This is a genomic window from Alphaproteobacteria bacterium (genome assembly GCA_015231795.1).
Classification (GTDB): Bacteria; Pseudomonadota; Alphaproteobacteria; order Rhodospirillales; family WMHbin7; genus WMHbin7.
In genome coordinates this window covers 1-14,880 of record JADGAX010000018.1, presented here as the reverse complement: position 1 = coordinate 14,880, position 14,880 = coordinate 1, and the positions used below count along the sequence as shown (strand labels likewise).

Below are 14,880 nucleotides of genomic sequence, written 5' to 3'. Positions count from 1 at the left end.
CTGTCCTGCAACATTGGTGTCTATAAGCGCTTTTCAGTGTCAGGAGAAAATGTCTTGATGGCGACCCCAACGGGATTCGAACCCGTGTTACCAACGTGAAAGGCTGGTGTCCTAGGCCTCTAGACGATGGGGTCGCAAGAGGGGTGCCCATAAGGGAAGGCAGGGTTTACCCTGGTCCGGCTCCGAAATCAAGGCCTTCGTCCCAATAAGGCGGCGAAGTGAAGGTTTGGGCCATGAAATCAACGAAAGCCCGCACCTTGGGCGACAAATGCCGGGAATGTGGATAGACGGCGTAAAGGGCCGTGTCTTGGGGCGTATGGGCTTCCAGCAATGGAATCAAACGCTTGGCCTTTAGATCGGGACCGATGAAGAAGGTGGGCAGATAGACGATGCCCAGCCCGGCCAGGGCCAGATGGCGCATGGCCTCGCCATTGTTGACCCGTACAGGCCCGCGCACGGCCATCTGCACCGGGTGGCCCTTTTCGTCAACGAAGCGCCATTCCTGCATAGCCAGTTCGGAATGCGACAGGCAACTGTGGCGCGCCAAGTCCTCGGGCCGACTAGGCGCGCCGTGGCTTCTTATATAGTCGGGACTGGCGCAAACGATCCGGCGCATTGGGCACAGCTTCCTGGCGATCAGCGAGGATTCGGCCAATCGGCCGATGCGCACCGCCAGATCGAACCCTTCCTCGATCACATCCACGATGCGGTCGGACAGGGACAAATCAAGCTCGATCTCAAGATAGGTTTCAACGAAACGCGGCAAGGCCGGTGCCAGATGCAAAGTGCCGAAGGACATGGGGGCGGTGATCCTTAAACGCCCCGTCGGCTTGATCTGAAGATTGCTGACCGCCTGATCGGCCTCTTTCAGGTCGGCCAGAACGCGCTGGCAGCGTTCGGCATAGGCCTGACCGGCTTCGGTCAACGACAAACGCCTGGTCGTGCGGCTGATCAGCCGCACCCCCAATTCGCCCTCCAGCCCGGAAATCTGCCGACTGACCAACGACTTGGACAGGCCAAGGCGGCGCGCCGCCTCGGAAAAGCTGCGAGTGTCGCAAACGGCCAAAAAGCTGCGCAAGGCGGTTAAACGGTCCATATGTTTCATCATATGCAACAGTATTTTGAATTCAAGCTGGATTGTTTCTCAGGGCGCCCAGGTCTATCTGAAGGGAGCATTCAACCCATAGGAGTCACCCCATGACCAAGATCGCCGTCGTTTATCATTCGGGCTACGGCCATACCGCCAAGCAGGCCGAGGCCGTCGCCAAGGGGGCCGGATCGGTCGCCGGCGCTCAGGTGCAATTGATCGGGGTCGCCGACGCCGACAAGCACTGGGACGATCTGGCCCAGGCCGACGCCATCATTTTCGGCGCTCCCACCTATATGGGCAGCGTTTCCGCCCCCTTCAAAGCCTTCATGGACGCCAGTTCCAAAGCCTGGTTCAGCTTGGCCTGGAAGGACAAAATCGCCGCCGGGTTCACCAATTCGGCCAGCCAAAGCGGCGACAAGCTGAACAGCCTGATCCAACTGGCGGTCTTTGCCGCCCAGCACGGCATGGTCTGGGTCGGCACCGGCCTGATGCCGGGCAACAACAGCTCGAAGGGCAGCGTCGAGGACGTCAACCGGCTGGGCAGCTTCCTGGGCGCCATGGCGCAATCCAATTCGGACGCCCCTCCCGAACTGGCGCCGCCGCCCGCCGACCTCAAAACCGCCGAATTGCTGGGCGAGCGGGTGGCCCTGGCCGCCAAGCGCTGGACCAACAAGGCTTAATCTCTGTATCATGGCCCCCTCAGCATTTGGGGGGGCCGTCGCTTGCGCGTTCTGATTACCGGCATTACCGGCATGGTGGGCAGCCATCTGGCCGACTATATCCTGGCCGAAAAGCCCGGCGTCGAAATCCATGGGTTGGCGCGTTGGCGCAGCCCACTCGACAACATCCGCCACATCCAAGACAAGGTGCGCCTGCATCTGGGCGACCTGCGTGATCTCAACTCGCTGGTCAAGGTGCTGAACGACTGCAAGCCGGATTGGATTTTCCATCTGGCGGCGCAATCCTACGTCACCGTCAGTTTTCACGCCGCCGCCGATACGCTGACCTCGAACGTGGTGGGCACGGCCAATCTGCTGGACGCTGTGCGGCTGGCGGGGCTGGACCCGCGCATCCATATCTGTTCGTCTTCCGAAGTGTACGGCCAGGTGTTGGAAAGCGAATTGCCGATCAAGGAAAGCAATGTGCTGCGCCCGGCAAGCCCCTATGCGGTGTCGAAGGTCGGCGAGGACATGCTGGCCTATCAATATTTCCTGTCTTGGAAGTTGCAGACCATCCGCACGCGCATGTTCACCCATACCGGCCCCAGGCGCGGCGTGGTGTTTGCCGAAAGCACTTTCGCGCGACAGATCGCCGAAATCGAGGCGGGCATCAAGCAGGGTCCGGTCAAGGTGGGCAATCTGGACAGCGTGCGCACCATCGCCGACGTGCGCGACGCCGTGCGCGCCTACTGGCTGCTGCTTGAAAAGTGCCGGGCCGGAGATGTTTACAACATCGGCGGCACCCGAACGGTAACCGTGGGTGAAATACTGGAATGCCTGAAGGGCATGGCCAAATGCAAAGTCGCGCACGAGGTCGATCCGGCCCGCCTGCGCCCCTCGGACGTCACGCTGCAAGTGCCCGACATTTCCAAATTCACCAGCGAGACCGGCTGGCAGCCCGTCATTTCGATGGAAAAGACGCTGGGCGACCTGCTGGATTATCACCGCAACGAGATCAAGCGGGAGCGCATGGCGTGATCATTGCGCAAACGCCTTTCCGCATCTCGTTCTTCGGCGGCGGCACGGATTATCCTTCCTGGTACCTCAAGCATGGCGGCAGCGTTTTGTCGGTGACCATCGACAAATATTGCTATGTCACCTGCCGCTATCTCCCCCCCTTTTTCGACTGTAAGCATCGCGTGGTCTGGTCGAAAATAGAAACCGTGGCAGAGGTTGGCGATATCCAGCACCCGCTGGTGCGGGGCGCCCTGTCCGAATTGGGGTTCGATGAGTCCAGGGGCGTCGAGGTGCATTATCAGGGCGATCTTCCGGCCCGCACCGGCATGGGGTCCAGTTCGTCCTTCGCGGTCGGGCTGCTGAAATCCCTGCATGCTCTGCAAGGCCGCATGACCGAGCGCCATGACCTGGCGCTTGAGGCCATCCGACTGGAGCAAGAGGTGCTGCAAGAAACCGTCGGTTCGCAAGACCAGATGGCGGCGGCCTATGGCGGGTTGAACCGCATCGAGTTTCGCAAGGACGGCACCATCCAGGCAGAACCCTTGATCCTGCCCCGCGAACGGATCGAGGATTTGGAATCGCATCTCTTGCTGTTCTATACCGGCACCAGCCGACTGGCCTCGGAAATCGCCAAAACGGTGGTGGCCAATCTGTCCAAACACCAAGACGATCTGCACCGCATGCATGCGATGGTGAATGAGGCGATCGACATTCTAAGAGGCGATGGCCCGCTGTCGGCCTTCGGCAGGCTTTTGCATGAAGGCTGGTGCTTAAAGCGCGAGCTAAGCCCGCAGGTCAGCAACCCCATCATCGACGGCATCTATGACAAGGCCAGGGCGGCGGGTGCTTTGGGCGGCAAGCTGCTGGGCGCTGGCGAATCGGGCTTCATGCTGTTTTTCGTGCCGCCCGAAAAGCGGGCCGACGTCAAATGGGCCTTAATCGACCTGTTGAACGTGCCTTTCCGCTTCAGTTGGAACGGCAGTTCGATCATCCATTACGATCCGGAATATGCCAGCCTGGGAGTGACGCGGCCATGACGCTTAAGGTGGAGAAGACGGAACTGGACGGCGTGCTTCTGGTCACCCCGCCCACCATCTTCGAGGATTTCAGGGGCGGCTATGTCGAAACCTACAATCGTGAAATCTACCACGCGGCTGGTATCGATCAGGATTTCCGCCAAGACGACATTTCCTGGTCGGAGCGCCATGTGCTGCGCGGCATTCATGGCGACCAGGAGACCTGGAAACTGGTGTCGTGCCTGCATGGACGCTTCTATCTGGTGGTGATCAACAACGACCCCGCCTCGGCACAGTTTCGCCGCTGGCAGGGCTTCACCCTGTCCGACGCCAACCGCCTGCAAGTGCTGATTCCGCCCAAGCACGGCAATGGGCATCTGGTGCTGTCCGAGATGGCGATCTTCCACTACAAGCAGACCAGCAATTACAACCGCGCCGGTCAGTTCACCTTGCGTTGGGACGATCCGAAATTGGGGATTTTCTGGCCGATCGGCAATCCGGTACTATCCGCCCGCGACGCCCAAGCCGCCTTTATCTAGATTTTCAAAGAACAAGTCGGCCTGGGCATAGGATTCGGGCGTGCCGATGTCGATGAACGGGCCGGGAACGACGAAAGCGCCAAGTCGCCCCTGCGCCGCCAAAGGCTCCAGAACGTCCGTTTCGAAGGACAAGGCCTTGCCCTGCGGCAGGGCTTGCAGCAGATCGCGCTCGATCAGATAAATGCCGGCATTGATGATCCCGCCGCCACCTGCCTGCTTTTCCAGGAAGGCGCCAACCTTGCCGTCGGGCGACAGGGTAAGACGGCCAAAGCGAGAGGCGTTGGCCATCTCAACGCCGATCAGCGACGCGCCAAAGCCGCCTTGCTTGTGAAAGCGCAGGAAGCCTAGCAGGTCGAAGGGCGTGAAACTGTCGCCGTTCAAGGCCAGAAGCAAGTCACCCGACGCCTTGGGCAAAGCGTGAAGCAAGGCTCCCGCCGTTCCCAGCGGCTCCGATTCGGTCACGCAGTCAAGCCGCAGGCGATCATACCCCGCGATGGCCCGCTCGATCTGGCCCGCCTCGTAACCCAGGGACAGAACGGCGCGCGCCACCCCATTGCCCGCCAGCGAATCCAGCAAATGCAGCAGAAACGGGCGTCCCAGCACGGGGGCCAGGGGCTTGGGAAGGCCGGGAAGCACATGGGCCAGTCGCGTGCCCTTGCCCCCGGCCAGAATAATGGCAGTCGGCGTCATAACCCTAGACTAGCCTGGATTGCTTGGCGCATGGAACTGCTTTACCATGCCGCCATCTGTTCTTAGAAGGAGAAGGCTGGACCATGTCCCCAAGCCCTGCTGGCTCGAATAGCCAAGCCCCCGATCTGGTGGCGAAAAGCGAAGATTTAAGACGCCTGATCCTGGAAACCTGCATCAAGGCCAAGACGGGACACGTCACGTCTTGCATGTCTTGCGTGGAAATCCTGGTGGCGCTGTATCACGGCGGCATTCTTCGGGTTGATCCCAAGAAGCCCGATTGGGATGGGCGCGACCGCTTCATCCTGTCCAAGGGTCAGGCCAGCCCGGCGCTTTACGCCATTCTGGCCGAGATGGGATTCTTCGACGCGAAAGAGCTTGAGAAGTTTGCGCAGTCGGGCGGCATTTTCGGCGTCCATCTTCAACACACCGTGCCCGGCGTCGAAACCACCGCCGGTTCGCTGGGCCTGGGCTTCGGCGTCGCCGCCGGTCTGGCAATGGCTGCGCGCATGGACCGCAAGAACCACATCGTGGTCACGTTGCTGGGCGACGGCGAACTTTATGAAGGCTCGATCTGGGAAACCGCGATGTTCGCGGGACATCACCGGCTGAACAATCTGGTGACCATCATCGACCGCAACTACCTGTGCACCACCGATTTCACCGAGAACCTGATCAAGCTGGAACCGCTGGACGACAAGTGGCGCTCCTTCGGTTTCGCGGTCGAGCGCATCAACGGCAACGACACCGCCCAATTGATGGACGTGTTGTCCTATGCCCGCTCGCGCCGTTCCGACAAGCCCCTGGCGATCATTGCCGACACCGTCAAGGGCCAGGGGATCGAGTGCATGTCCAATGAACCCATCTGGCACGGCGCGGCCCCCACGGGCGCCATGGTCGAGAAAGCAAGAGCCGATCTGGAAAGGAGCTTTGTCCGATGAGCGCCGTTACTTCGAATCTTCCCCAACGCGACGCTTTTTGGACCCGCGTCTACGAGATCGCCAAGAACGACCGCGACGTGATCATCATCTCGGCCGACATGGGCGCCCCGGCGCTTGACGTCATCCGCCGCGACCTGCCCGGCCAGTTCATCAATGCGGGCATCGCCGAGCAGAATGCGGTGGTCATCGGCTCCGGCCTCGCCTTGGCGGGCAAAAAAGTGTTCGCCTACGCCATCGCCCCCTTCATCACGCTGCGCTGCCTGGAGCAGGTGCGCGTGCATAACTGCATGATGAAGATTCCCCTGACCCTGGTCGGCGTCGGCGCCGGTTTCGGTTATCAGGATTCCGGCCCCACGCACCACATGCTGGAAGACATCGCCGTGCTGCGTGCCTTCCCGGTCATCGAGATCGACAGCGTGTCGGACAGTGTGATGGCGTCGGCGGTGGCCGAAAGCTCGATCAAGGAACGGCGCATCAACTATGTGCGGCTTGACCGCCAGACGCTGCCCGACCTGTACAAGCCCGGCCACGACTTCAAGCCCGGCCTAGCCCGGCTGAAGCCCGGCAAGGACATCACGCTGATCGGCACCGGCATCATGACCCATGCCGCGCTGGAAACCGCCGAGACGCTGGGCAAGAAGGGCATCGACGCGGGCGTGATCGATCTTTACCGCCTGCCGGTGAACGCGCACGCCCTGCTGGCCGAACTGAAGGGGGCCAAGAAGGTCGCCACGCTGGAAGAGCATTTCCTGACCGGCGGCATGGGCAGCGCCGTGGCCGAGGCGATGGCCGATGCTGGCTTGGCCATTCCCTTAAAGCGCCTGGGTCTGCCCACCGAGACGGGCTATTGCTATACTTATGGCGGGCGCGATGCGCTGCACCGCCATTACGGCATCGGCTCGGAGCAGATCGTCACCGCCATCGAGGCCTTCGCCAAGGCATGAGCGATGGGCGCATCGCCATCCTGACAGCAACGCGCGGACGCCCGGAAAAGCTGAAGCGCATGCTGCAGGGGATGGGGGTGTCGGTGGCTGACAAGTCGCGGGTCAGCCATTGGATCGCGGCCGACGAGGACGACCTGGACACGATCAATCTGGTTCGTTTCGGCCAACTGGAACGACTGACCGGCTATCCGGTGCATTTGCATGTCGGGCCAAAGCCTCGCAAACTGCCCGATGTGTGGAACGGCGTTTGGCGGGCGGCCAAGCAGGACGGCGACATCTTCATCGGCTTTACCGACGATTACGAAGTGCGCAGCCAAGGCTGGGACGAGCAGGTGCGCCTTGCCCTGGGCGCTTATGACGATGGCATCGCCATTGCCCATCTGCCGGATCCTACCTCGCCCAACGTCATCACCATTATCTGCGCCACGGCGCGCGTTTTCGAAGAGCTCGGCTACTTCGTCGTCCCCTATTTTCCCTACTGGTTCGCCGACAGCTGGATGGACAATATCGCCACCATGATCCAGCGGCGCATCAGGATCGACATTGAGGTTGGGCCGCAGGACGGCAGTCGCGGACGTACCCAGGGCATGCGCAATTTAAGGTTCTGGTTCGATTTCTCGCACCAGATGCTGGGCGAGCGGCGCGAGATGGCGGAAAAATTGCGCCGTCTGGCCTATCCGATCGGCTCGCCGAAATACATTCAGTCGCGGCAAAATGAGGAAGAGTTGATCCGCGCTTGGCAAGCCTATTTCGATCAAGTGTCGCTCGACCGGCTAGATGAAATCGAGAAGAACAACGCCGATGCGCTGGGGCCGCCGTCGGCAACCTATCTCGCCATCGAGGAAGAGGCGCGCCAGCATTTGAAACAATGGCGTGCTAAGCAACCTTGATCTGGTTGACCAGACGCCCGCTTTTGCGGCCCCACAACAAGACTTCGCGCGCCAGCCTTGCCAGATCGCCCTGATAATCCACCGCCTCGACCGACAGGGTTTGCGGGCCTTTAACCAAGGCCGGACGCGGCTCATCGAACAGGCCATTGAACCAATCGCCGAAATTGAAGGCAAAGTCGTGGGTCCGTTGCGCAACGCCCTGGATCGAGGGCGTGGTCAGTTTCTGATAGCGCACGGCATCGGCCAGTTCTTCGGGGTCTGTCATGATGCCCCGCCCTTCCAGGAAGGCTCCCAGCAGGCTTTCGAATTCCGCAAAGGCAGTATCGCGGTCCTTGGCCAAATTGAGATAGGCCGCTTCCTCTTCCTCCCAATAGATGCCGCCGCTTCCTTCAACCTCGGTGCCACGCCCGCCGCCCGACAGCAGGCTTTCCACCTTGGCGCGGAATGTCTCCACGATCCCATGAAACAGGGGATATTTGGCCGCATCCAAGTTCTGCTCGCCCAACCAAAGCGGAAAGGCGGAATGAAGGACGGCGTGGCGCACATGCAGCCAGGACAGGGCGAAGAAGCCCAGCTTCAGGCTGTAGAGCAGCATGACCAGCCAGGAGAAGACCAGCATGCGCTTCCAGTCGTCTTGCGGCATGGCGTCGGTGGCGACCAGAATGTCTTCATATTCGGTGACCCAGTCAGGGTCGTTCTGACTGCCGTGAACCGGATGCGCCGCCACGCGCCTGACCTTGATGCCAAAGCGGCTGATATAGTCGGGGTCGGCCAGTTCCGTGTTGGGCAGCACTTGGCAGATATACAGATACAGTTGATTCTTAAGCCCTGCCTGCAAGACCGTATCGATGCCGTCAATCCAGCTTTGCCTTGTTTCGCCCGGCAGGCCGAGAATCAGTTCCGTATAGACGGGAACGCCTGCTTCGTTGAAAGCGTGCTGCAAGCCCTGAGCCACCGACAGTTTGATATTGTCGCGCTTGATGTTCTTTTGCACCTCGGGCGAGACGCTTTGGTAACTGATGGTGATGCCCTTCTCAAGTCCGTGCGCGTGCAAGAGTTTGCCGATTTCCAGAATCTTCTCGTCGGTGTTCTTGCCGTAGCAACTGCGAAAGGCCTCGGGAAATCCGGTGCGCTGCTTGCTCTCGACGATCTTATGGGCGATCTCGATGTCGCGCCTGTGCATGCCGAAGTTTGAATCGGCATTGAACAGATAGCGGATTCGGTGCGCCGCCATCCAATCGATTTCGCCGAAGGTGCGATCCAGGCTGGTATAGCGGTATTTGCGGCTAAGCCCGCCCTTGCCCCAATAGCAGAAGGTGCAATGGAAGGGGCACCCGCGATTGGTTTCGATGATGGCCTGGAAGTTTTTGTCGGGATGGTCGGCAAACAAGGAATCGAACAGGCCGGTCAGATAGGGCGATGGATAGGCGTCCAGATCACGCTGAAAGGCGCGCTCGCCGCACTCGACGCGAAGGCTTCCATCAAGCGCCCGCCAAGCCGTTCCCGCCAATCCTTCCATGTCCTGGCCAACTGCCAAGCGCTCCAGGATGTCGGCGAAGGCTTCCTCGCCCTCGCCGCGCACGGCGACATCGACGAAGGGATGGCGCTTGAAAAAGTCGTCGGGATGATGCGGCACCTGTGCGCCGCCGACCACGATGACGCAAGCGGGATGGCGCTCCTTGACCCTTCTGGCCACTTCAAGGCTAAGCTGCTCGTTCCAAAGCGAGAGGGAGAAGGCGGCTACGAAGGGGTTGTCGTGGCGCGCCACGATCGGCCCCGGCGCTTCGATATGAAAATGGAAGGGCATGAAATCATAGGCTTCGGCTAGGCCAGGCCTAGTCAGCGCATAGGCCTTCAGCAAGCCCGATACTAAAGGCAGATAGGTGGTATTGCCCATCAGCAGGTTGAATTCGTTGAAATAGACGCGCCGCCTTGCGGTCATTTCGGTCTCCAGACCACATAGCTGTGACCATCATGGAATAGATTGCCATAGGTGCGCTTCATATCAAGGATCTCGATGCGCCCGGCTGCTTGAAGTTCTTGCAAGCGGGTGATCCAGCCAAACAGATAGCCGCGCTTGCGATCATATCGATAGGCCAGCGCATCGGGCAGATGATCAGGCAGATACATCTCGTTGAAGCAATCGACATTGGCGACGACGCATGGATTCTGGGCCAGCAGAAAATCAAGGAAGGCGTTGAAATCGGTGCCCAACTGTTCAAGCGAGCCGATGGTGATGACCCCAGCCCCTTTGGCCAGACGCACATCGAGATCGGGCGCGAACATGTCCAGCACGCGGCCTTGAATGTTGAACTTATGGTGCTTGGCCATTTCTTCGATGATCTCGCGGCTGGCCTTGGCCCAGTCATAGCCGAAAAGCGGGCGGCCAGGATACAGTTTGGCGGCGGGAACCAGATTTTGCGCCGTGCCGCAACCGAATTCATGGATCTCGCTGGCGCTTGCAAAGTGGCGGTGATAAAGCCAGGTCACGATCAGGCGGATGTAGTCGATGTCGAACTCGGACGACAGGGGCTGGATGTAAGCGCCCAGCATGCGCACCGGTTCACCCTTGCGCACGAAGCGCGGCACCAGGGCGGAAAGGTCGTAGTTCGACTCCCTGAAGGCTTGCAGATTCTCGGCCCATCCCGCTTCCCATCTGGCGTGGCGATGCTTGCCCGCCACTTCCAAGGGGCGCTCCAGTTCTTGCAAGATGCGCAGGATCAGCCGGTCGCGCTCGGCGCCTTCGATGTTTCGATATCTGAAGTCGCCCTCATCTAGCAACTGACCCAGCGCAGGCGGCAGGTCCTGGGCCGCAACGCCGAAATGAGCGGCGATCTCAGACGGTCCGTAAGTCAAAACATTTTCGCTCATTTCTTCCCCTGCCAAGCCACTTGCTTTTCCGCCGTCATGATCGCCCGGTCAAGATCGGCCAGCGAATAGCGGGCCGGTCTGTCGTGGCCGCTGATGCCATGTGCCGCCGAGAAGTCCTGCTGATCCTGGCCGTCAAACATGCCAAAGACAAGGATCAACCTGTCCCTGATCGGGTAATAGTAGCGCATCCAATTGGTAAACAGGACATTCTTGTCAAAGTCCACCTGCAGAAAATCAGGCATCAGATGGATGAGAACCGCGTCCTGAGGGGCCAACAGGAAATTGCCAAGCCCCGCCCCGATGGGGGAAAGAACGATCTTGGCGTTTGCCAGCAGCGAGATCAACTCAGCGACGCCAAGCGTTTCGGCGGCAACGATCTCGAACCCCCGGCTTGCCAGCAGCGCCTCGACCTCATCTTGATTGAACACCCGATGCGCCGGAAAGAAGCTGCGCCTGGAAAGATAGACGCGCTCCGGCCCCTGGCGTCCTGCCTTTGCCTGCAGACCGGCAGCCATCTTTTTGTGCAGCCAGGGATAGGCCATGGCCAGGGGGGGCGAACTGGGCACGGCCAAATGGTCGAAGGAAAAAGTGCCGAAGGTTCTGTCCTTCAGATCAAGAATCATCCGTCTGTCATGGCTTATGCCCAAAAGATCCAGACATTCCGATTGGCCTTGCGTAAGGCCGCCGAAGGCCAGGCGATAGCCGCTCAAGTCCGGGAAATAGTCCAGCGCCATCAGGCGGCCCAGAATGTCGGCCATCCAATGGCCCCAATTGGGCGATCCGCCGACATATAAAACCGGATCGGCGCAATGCGCCATCGGCGGATAGGCGCTGATGTCGATCAGGCATGTCCGCTTCTCAATATCGACGTCGGCAATGAAACTTTTCCCCTTTAACATTTCTGCCCAATGCGGTTCGGGAAACAGCACGTCGCCCCCCGACGACATGGGATAGAAATGACGGTCGTAGGTTTGCGAATAACGCCAAGTGTTGCCCAGAAGAAAGGCGTTCTCTTCCTCGGCGCACCAGAATCCCTTGGCGAAGCGCTCGCTCTCTTCTCGGATCAGGCAATCCCAGCCGCGCGGCAGCGTTTGCGGATCCGGCAGCTTTGGGACAAGTGCTGTCAGATCAAGATGACGGCGCAGCTTGTCCTTGCCCCATTCGCTAAAGCCAAGCAGCCTGCCCGGGGCGAGATGCGCCGTCATGATAGCCCTTTGCCCTTCAGCATCAGCCGCTTTTCGGCCAGCATAATGGCTTGGTCGAGTTCGCGCAGATCGTAACTGGCTGGGATGTCGGCCAGTTGCAAGTCGTTGGCGGCAGCGTAAGCCTGTTCGCGCCCCGTGAAATCTCCCCAGATCACCTGCATGCGTTCAAGAAAGGGGGTGTAGTAAGACAGCCAAGCGCCAAAGGCCAGATGGCGCGATTGTCCGCGCATCACCGAAGGCAGCAATTGAATGATCTCGGCATCTTCCCGGGCCAGAACAAGATTGCCCAAAGAGGCGCCCAAGGGCGCTGCGATGATCTTGGCGCTGGCGATCACATCCAACGTTTCGCGAACGCTTAGCCCATCGCCACGAACGATCTTAAAACCCTGGCTTTCAAGATGGCTTTCCACCTCATCGGCGTTGAAGACGCGGTGGCGCGGCGTCAGCTTCGATCTGGAGAAATAGATCCGCTGTGGCCCACCGCTTGCGCTGGCCTGCTGTGTTGGCTGGAATAGCTGGCGCACATAGGCGTAGGATTGCACCAAACCGGGCGGCGTGGCGACGGCTAGGTTTGAAAATTCAAAGCGGGCGCGCGGGGTGTCGGCGGCGCCGATGCGAATATGCGAACTGGGATCGATGTTCAGCAATTCCAGCGTTTCAAGATGAAACGGCTTTAAAGGCCCCAGAACCAACGGTCTGTCCCTTAGCTCGACGAACGCTTGGCGCACCATCAGCTTAGGCAGTGTGTCGGCAATCCAATGCCCCCAATTGTTGGGCGTGCCAAGCTCGAAACAGGCTTCATCGACCTTGGCCAAAACCGGATAATCATCAAGTGCGAGATCGCATGTCTGTCCATCAGCACCCAGAGACGAGATGAAACAGCGCCCGGCAATGCCTTTGGCCCAGCGCGCATCGTCGAAGCGCACTTCACCTTGCCTGGACAGCAAGAAATAATCCAGAACCATAGCGCTTCCGTACAGCCAGGGCTGCTGCAAGATGGTTGCGTCTTTGGCTAGAACGGCTTCAACTTTTCCTTCCGCCCTAGATGGAAAGCCTTGCCAATCTTCAGGGAGGTCCGCTGCCTTTGGACAAAGGCTTGGCATATCGGCAAGAAGATGTCCGTACCTATCGCCTTTGCCCCAGTCGTCGATGCACGCGATGCGGCCTTGCACCTGCTTACTGCCCTAAAATTTTGCGCTTCAGGGGAACTTGCGTCATGCGACCGATATGATCGACCACATTCTGGCCGAACTTGTCGCGGACAATGGACAGATATTTCGGTTCGGTGAAATAGGTCATCCAGGCCTGATCGCGAAAGCCCAGAATATCGGCGGCCGAGACGAAGCGATTGGCCAAGGGCAATGTTTCATAGCCGTGTTGCGAGAAATGATGCCATTCCCTGGGCAACTCCAGCCCTTGTTCCACCGCCATGTCGTAGAGCTTCGATCCCGGATAGGCCATGGCGGAATAGAAATTGGCGAATTCGCAGTTCAGGTCCTGGGCAAGGCCCAGGGTTTGCTGCATGCGCTCCATCGAATCGTCGGGCAGACCAAAAACATAATTGCCGATAATGTAAATGCCCGCCGCTTGAATGCGGCGTACCGTGTCGGTGATGTCCTGATTGGTGAAGGCTTTTTCCGCCCCGTCGCGCACGTAGTCGCTGGCACTTTCGATGCCAAGGCAGATCCAGTTGACCCCGCCCGCCTTCAGCTTGTCCAGCAACTCGTCATGCATGGTGTCGACGCGGCCATAGGCCCAGATGTTCACCTCGTAGTCGCGCTTGGCCAGCAGATCGCAGATGCCCGCCACATGCCGCTTGTTCAGCACGAACATCTCGTCGACGAATTTGATGTTGTAGACGCCGTAGCGTTCGACCAGAAAATCGATCTCGGAAACCACCACTTCGGGTGACCACAGCCTGTAGCTGGGCTTGCCGAAAGGCGCGTTGATGCAGCAGAAGCTGCAATGGAAGGGACAGCCCAGGGACGTATGCATTGAGGCGTAGGGCTGGCGCCGCTCGATATGCGAGAAACAGTGCCAGTTGTGCGCCCGGTAGCGATCCATCGGCAAAAGATCCCAGGCGATGCCCGGCATTTCGCCGTCCAGGTTTGAGATCAGCGCCTCATGCGCGCTTGGGGCATGGATGATGCCGTCCTCGTCGCGCCACCACAGGCTGGGAATGGTGTCGTATCCGCGACCGCCCGCCTTCAAGGCCTCGAAGGTCTTCCAGATGGTGACAGGCCCCTCGCCGTCACAGACGAAATCGACTATTTCGTCTTGCATGGTGCGCTTGGGCAGGGCCGCCGGATGCGTGCCGGTCATCAAGATGGGCAGATCGGGGCGCACTTCCTTGATCAGGCGGGCGATCTTGCCCGCCGACCCCATATTCTGGGTCGAGGCCGAGGGCTGGAAGCCATAGACGGGGATCACCACTAGGCGTGGCGCATATTCTTCTACCGCTACGCGTGCCGCCTCGGCGGCCGGGACCAGCATGGCGGGCGTGTCGTAAATGGCAGCCGACGCCCCCTTTTGGCGAACATAGGTGGCGAACAGGCCAGCGAAAACCGGCGGTTCGATGCCGCAGAACTCGTCCCCCAAATCCTGGTAGATTTGCTTGCGATCGCCTGGGTTGATGAGCAAGATGTCGATGGGTTCGGCCATGGCTGAATTCTTTCATTGGGCGATAGCGGACGTCCAGCCCCTTTCTGGGGCTTTTCAATATATGCCCTTGCCCCCGACCGCCCACAAGCCCTTTCCAACCGGGCCTTGCTTTTCACGGCTTTGTAGGGTAGTCAAGGCCCCGCAAGCCCAAGCGAAGTCCCCTTCGTCTAGCGGCCTAGGACACCGCCCTCTCACGGCGGTAACAGGGGTTCGAGTCCCCTAGGGGACGCCATCGGGACGTTTTCTTCCGACATTGCAAAACGCTAGATAAACCGCCATCTTAGGGGACGGGCGCTGTCCCGATGTTTGTCCCAGTTGCTGTCCCGATAAGAGGGCGGAAGGGTCCCATGGCGGTCGATA

At 59.7% G+C, this 14,880-nt stretch carries 14 protein-coding genes and 2 tRNA genes; 8 read left to right on the top strand and 8 right to left on the bottom strand.

The window, feature by feature from the left end:
• Nucleotides 1-58 precede the first annotated feature (58 nt).
• Nucleotides 59-134, bottom strand: a tRNA-Glu gene (locus tag HQL44_17750).
• A gap of 32 nt (nucleotides 135-166) precedes the next feature.
• Nucleotides 167-1,096 (bottom strand): LysR family transcriptional regulator, encoded by a 930-nt coding sequence (locus tag HQL44_17745; protein MBF0270427.1) that lies wholly within the window; start codon nucleotides 1,094-1,096, stop codon nucleotides 167-169.
• Between the two features lie 101 nt (nucleotides 1,097-1,197).
• Here HQL44_17745 and HQL44_17740 point away from each other — a divergent pair, with 101 nt between their 5' ends.
• The 4 genes from HQL44_17740 to HQL44_17725 are packed head-to-tail and all read left to right on the top strand — an operon-like array spanning nucleotide 1,198 to nucleotide 4,321.
• Entirely contained in the window at nucleotides 1,198-1,770 is a 573-nt protein-coding gene (locus HQL44_17740; protein ID MBF0270426.1) for a flavodoxin family protein, read from the top strand.
• A 42-nt stretch (nucleotides 1,771-1,812) separates the two neighbouring features.
• Nucleotides 1,813-2,787, top strand: coding sequence for a GDP-mannose 4,6-dehydratase (locus HQL44_17735; protein ID MBF0270425.1), 975 nt, complete (start codon nucleotides 1,813-1,815; stop codon nucleotides 2,785-2,787).
• Nucleotides 2,784-3,803, top strand: coding sequence for a kinase (locus HQL44_17730; protein ID MBF0270424.1), 1,020 nt, complete (start codon nucleotides 2,784-2,786; stop codon nucleotides 3,801-3,803). The genes HQL44_17735 and HQL44_17730 overlap by 4 nt, the downstream gene beginning before the upstream one ends.
• Nucleotides 3,800-4,321: a dTDP-4-dehydrorhamnose 3,5-epimerase family protein gene (locus HQL44_17725; GenBank protein MBF0270423.1), complete on the top strand. Its 522-nt coding sequence runs from the start codon at nucleotides 3,800-3,802 to the stop codon at nucleotides 4,319-4,321. The genes HQL44_17730 and HQL44_17725 overlap by 4 nt, the downstream gene beginning before the upstream one ends.
• Here HQL44_17725 and HQL44_17720 read toward each other — a convergent pair.
• A complete protein-coding gene (locus tag HQL44_17720) occupies nucleotides 4,286-5,011 on the bottom strand; it encodes an NTP transferase domain-containing protein (protein ID MBF0270422.1) in 726 nt (241 codons plus the stop codon). The two genes, HQL44_17725 and HQL44_17720, sit on opposite strands and share 36 nt — an antisense overlap.
• Before the next feature lie 83 nt (nucleotides 5,012-5,094).
• Here HQL44_17720 and HQL44_17715 point away from each other — a divergent pair, with 83 nt between their 5' ends.
• The 3 genes from HQL44_17715 to HQL44_17705 are packed head-to-tail and all read left to right on the top strand — an operon-like array spanning nucleotide 5,095 to nucleotide 7,783.
• On the top strand, nucleotides 5,095-5,949 hold the full coding sequence (locus HQL44_17715; GenBank protein MBF0270421.1) for a transketolase: 855 nt from the start codon (nucleotides 5,095-5,097) through the stop codon (nucleotides 5,947-5,949).
• Nucleotides 5,946-6,893: a 1-deoxy-D-xylulose-5-phosphate synthase gene (locus HQL44_17710; GenBank protein MBF0270420.1), complete on the top strand. Its 948-nt coding sequence runs from the start codon at nucleotides 5,946-5,948 to the stop codon at nucleotides 6,891-6,893. Before HQL44_17715 ends, HQL44_17710 begins: the two co-directional genes overlap by 4 nt.
• Nucleotides 6,890-7,783: a hypothetical protein gene (locus HQL44_17705; protein MBF0270419.1), complete on the top strand. Its 894-nt coding sequence runs from the start codon at nucleotides 6,890-6,892 to the stop codon at nucleotides 7,781-7,783. The genes HQL44_17710 and HQL44_17705 overlap by 4 nt, the downstream gene beginning before the upstream one ends.
• Here HQL44_17705 and HQL44_17700 read toward each other — a convergent pair.
• From HQL44_17700 to HQL44_17680, 5 genes are all read right to left on the bottom strand, one after another.
• Nucleotides 7,770-9,725: a B12-binding domain-containing radical SAM protein gene (locus tag HQL44_17700; GenBank protein ID MBF0270418.1), complete on the bottom strand. Its 1,956-nt coding sequence runs from the start codon at nucleotides 9,723-9,725 to the stop codon at nucleotides 7,770-7,772. The two genes, HQL44_17705 and HQL44_17700, sit on opposite strands and share 14 nt — an antisense overlap.
• Complete coding sequence (locus tag HQL44_17695; protein MBF0270417.1) at nucleotides 9,722-10,654, bottom strand: hypothetical protein; 933 nt, start codon at nucleotides 10,652-10,654, stop codon at nucleotides 9,722-9,724. Before HQL44_17695 ends, HQL44_17700 begins: the two co-directional genes overlap by 4 nt.
• Entirely contained in the window at nucleotides 10,651-11,859 is a 1,209-nt protein-coding gene (locus tag HQL44_17690) for a glycosyltransferase family 61 protein (protein ID MBF0270416.1), read from the bottom strand. Before HQL44_17690 ends, HQL44_17695 begins: the two co-directional genes overlap by 4 nt.
• Nucleotides 11,856-12,824 (bottom strand): glycosyltransferase family 61 protein, encoded by a 969-nt coding sequence (locus HQL44_17685; GenBank protein MBF0270415.1) that lies wholly within the window; start codon nucleotides 12,822-12,824, stop codon nucleotides 11,856-11,858. Before HQL44_17685 ends, HQL44_17690 begins: the two co-directional genes overlap by 4 nt.
• Before the next feature lie 211 nt (nucleotides 12,825-13,035).
• Nucleotides 13,036-14,520 carry a radical SAM protein gene (locus HQL44_17680; protein ID MBF0270414.1) on the bottom strand — a complete coding sequence of 495 codons (1,485 nt, stop codon included), beginning with the start codon at nucleotides 14,518-14,520 and terminating at the stop codon, nucleotides 13,036-13,038.
• Between the two features lie 156 nt (nucleotides 14,521-14,676).
• Here HQL44_17680 and HQL44_17675 point away from each other — a divergent pair.
• Nucleotides 14,677-14,752 (top strand) — tRNA-Glu (locus HQL44_17675).
• Nucleotides 14,753-14,880: the final 128 nt, after the last annotated feature.

Coding starts and splice junctions, on each gene's coding strand:
- HQL44_17745 (MBF0270427.1), bottom strand. CDS start 1,096: ATGGACCGTTTAACCGCCTTGCGCAGCTTTTTGGCCGTTTGCGACACT.
- HQL44_17740 (MBF0270426.1), top strand. CDS start 1,198: ATGACCAAGATCGCCGTCGTTTATCATTCGGGCTACGGCCATACCGCC.
- HQL44_17725 (MBF0270423.1), top strand. CDS start 3,800: ATGACGCTTAAGGTGGAGAAGACGGAACTGGACGGCGTGCTTCTGGTC.
- HQL44_17720 (MBF0270422.1), bottom strand. CDS start 5,011: ATGACGCCGACTGCCATTATTCTGGCCGGGGGCAAGGGCACGCGACTG.
- HQL44_17715 (MBF0270421.1), top strand. CDS start 5,095: ATGTCCCCAAGCCCTGCTGGCTCGAATAGCCAAGCCCCCGATCTGGTG.
- HQL44_17710 (MBF0270420.1), top strand. CDS start 5,946: ATGAGCGCCGTTACTTCGAATCTTCCCCAACGCGACGCTTTTTGGACC.
- HQL44_17705 (MBF0270419.1), top strand. CDS start 6,890: ATGAGCGATGGGCGCATCGCCATCCTGACAGCAACGCGCGGACGCCCG.
- HQL44_17700 (MBF0270418.1), bottom strand. CDS start 9,725: ATGACCGCAAGGCGGCGCGTCTATTTCAACGAATTCAACCTGCTGATG.
- HQL44_17695 (MBF0270417.1), bottom strand. CDS start 10,654: ATGAGCGAAAATGTTTTGACTTACGGACCGTCTGAGATCGCCGCTCAT.
- HQL44_17690 (MBF0270416.1), bottom strand. CDS start 11,859: ATGACGGCGCATCTCGCCCCGGGCAGGCTGCTTGGCTTTAGCGAATGG.
- HQL44_17685 (MBF0270415.1), bottom strand. CDS start 12,824: ATGGTTCTGGATTATTTCTTGCTGTCCAGGCAAGGTGAAGTGCGCTTC.
- HQL44_17680 (MBF0270414.1), bottom strand. CDS start 14,520: ATGGCCGAACCCATCGACATCTTGCTCATCAACCCAGGCGATCGCAAG.